Source organism: Pseudomonas sp. B424 (genome assembly GCF_055408345.1).
Genome location: NZ_JBUZTL010000060.1, coordinates 1 through 2,464 on the forward strand (window position 1 = coordinate 1; position 2,464 = coordinate 2,464).

The window sequence follows — 2,464 nt, forward strand, 5'->3', positions numbered from 1 at the left end:
GTTACGGCCACTTTGTTTGGCCTTATACATAGCCTGATCGGCATGACGTAGCAGTGTATCGGCATTCTCATTATCGTTTGGATAGAGCGTCACACCGATACTGGCGGAAATATTAATGCCTATGCCATCGATGATGTAGACGGCGGAAAGGGCAGCTAAAAGCCTCTGCAGGGCGCTTTCCAACACCTTGGGATCCCGCCCACCCAAAATCAGCACGAACTCATCGCCTCCCAAACGGGCTACGGTATCTTCGATACGCATACTATGTTTCAGGCGATCAGCCACCGCCACTAACAGACGATCACCTATCTCGTGGCCATAGCGGTCGTTAATCTGCTTAAACCCATCGAGATCAAGCACGCCCACGGCAACCGTGCTGGGCTGGCTCTTTGCTTTGACAATAGCCTGATCAAGCGCTTTGGACAGCAAAAAACGATTTGGAAGACCCGTCAGCTCGTCGTGCTCAGCCTGCCATTGCAAGGTTTCCAGAAACTTCCGCTTTTCGGTCACATCGAAACGAATGGAAACGTATTTCTGCACCCGCTGGCTGGCATCATCGTACATGGGTACAATGGTGCTCTCTACCCAATACAGGCTGCCATCCTTTTTACGGTTGCAAATTTCACCTTTCCATACCTGCCCACGTGAAACTTTTTTCCACATATCAATAAAGAACTCAGGGGGATGCTGCCCTGAGTTTAGTATGCGGTGGTTTTGCCCAATCAACTCCTGTGCGCTATAGCCAGAAATATCACAGAACTGTTCATTGACATAGGTGATTATTCCGGATTTATCGGTTTCCGAGAAAATAGCTGCCGCATCCACCGCTGCACGGTATCTTGCACTCATATATAAACCTAGTTCACCAAAATAATTATAAGGTCACTACCTGTTGAACCGTTCAACCAACGAGTTTAAACCACGGGATGTACTTTCAAGTTCCCGGCCACGAATCACGGCGGAGTTAGCATTCTTCGCTGTTCTCTCAACCGTTCCCGCTACGTTATTAATCTGCCGAGCAATATCTTCAGCGACACTAGCCTGCTCTTCTGAAGCGGCTGCCATTTGCTGGCTCATACCACTGATCCGTTCAACAGCATCGCGAATGCCTTGGAGAGCACACTGCGCCTCTATAACTTGCTGTACACCGTGGTCGGCCTCGCGAATACCGAGTTTGGCAATGCTCACAGCCTCATCTGCGCCTTTTTTAAGGGTTTCAATGACGTTTTGAATTTGTTGAGTCGATACGCGGGTTTTAGCAGCCAAGGCCCGGACTTCATCAGCTACTACCGCAAAACCTCGACCCTGCTCACCAGCCCTAGCCGCTTCAATTGCAGCGTTGAGAGCGAGTAGGTTGGTTTGATCAGCAATGGCTTGAATCACCCCCGCAGCAGCCATAATTTGCTGGGTTTCATTGGCAAGGTAATCCACAGCAGTGCTGATATTTGTGACGGTACTGGCCAGCAACTGAATGGCCTCACGGGAAGTACCGGCGACTTTATCACCTTGTTCAGCCAGTTCATTTGCTGCTTGCGCTTCCATGGCGGTTTTTTGAACATGCCCTGCCACTTCGTTGATTGAGGCCGCCATCTCCGTCATGGCGGCTGCCGTCATGTCCGTTTCCGCTCGCTGCTCCAGCAAGGCATTTTCAGTTTGGTTCGAGAGTAAGGAGGAATGCGCAGCGGCTTCAGCCACTTGGCTGGCCAGATCGCTTAGCCGAGTCAGTGCGGTTTTAAGGCGTGCATCCTCACTAATCAATATCATTTCCAACTGCGCTGAAGGGCCATACATATCGCTGTAAGTGATGGCGCTAATCGGATCTGAAAAAGCGTCAGGGGCGCATTTCATGATATGACTCAACTGATGTTCCAGCCGCGTATAGGACCACCATCCTGTAACGAGAAAGAGCACGGCAGTTACCGCTTGTGCTGCCAGGCTTGGCAGCACGCTAGCCGCACCTATTGCCAACGCAGCCGCAGTTGCAGGTAAGACCATCCTCCTCATGAATGCCGCATAATGACGATTTTGGGGAATGGAATTTTTACCTGCACGCAACCGGTCATACAGCTTTTGTGCGCGATCAATTTGCTCCCGAGTCGGCTTGACTCTAACGGACTCGTAGCCTGTTAAGCGGCCATCTTCGAGAATAGGTGTCACATACGCACTGACCCAATAGAAGTCACCATTCTTGCAGCGATTCTTGATGATACCCATCCAGCTTTTGCCAGCCTTCAGATAGCCCCACATCAGCCCGAAAACAGCTGGAGGCATGTCGGGATGACGAACCAAATTGTGCGGACTGCCCAACAACTCTTCACGAGAATAGCCACTTATTCTCATAAACTCGTCATTCACATAGGAAATATTCCCATTCGTATCCGTAGCAGAGATCAATCGCTGCTGGACTGGAAATATTTGTTCAACGGTTGTGACAGGCAGGTTCGAGCGCAAGATGAGTCTCCAT

2 protein-coding genes and 1 pseudogene are annotated in these 2,464 nt (G+C 50.4%); all 3 read right to left on the reverse strand.

The window, feature by feature from the left end; genetic code table 11:
• On the reverse strand, window positions 1-849 hold an 849-nt coding region (locus ACZRMS_RS26170), incomplete at its 3' end, for a diguanylate cyclase domain-containing protein (protein ID WP_463997633.1).
• Window positions 850-885: 36 nt separating this feature from the next.
• Window positions 886-2,004: a methyl-accepting chemotaxis protein gene (locus ACZRMS_RS26175; RefSeq protein WP_400632334.1), complete on the reverse strand. Its 1,119-nt coding sequence runs from the start codon at window positions 2,002-2,004 to the stop codon at window positions 886-888.
• Between the two features lie 168 nt (window positions 2,005-2,172).
• Window positions 2,173-2,340, reverse strand: a pseudogene (locus tag ACZRMS_RS26180) (PAS domain-containing protein); the annotation flags it as partial.
• Window positions 2,341-2,464 lie beyond the last annotated feature (124 nt).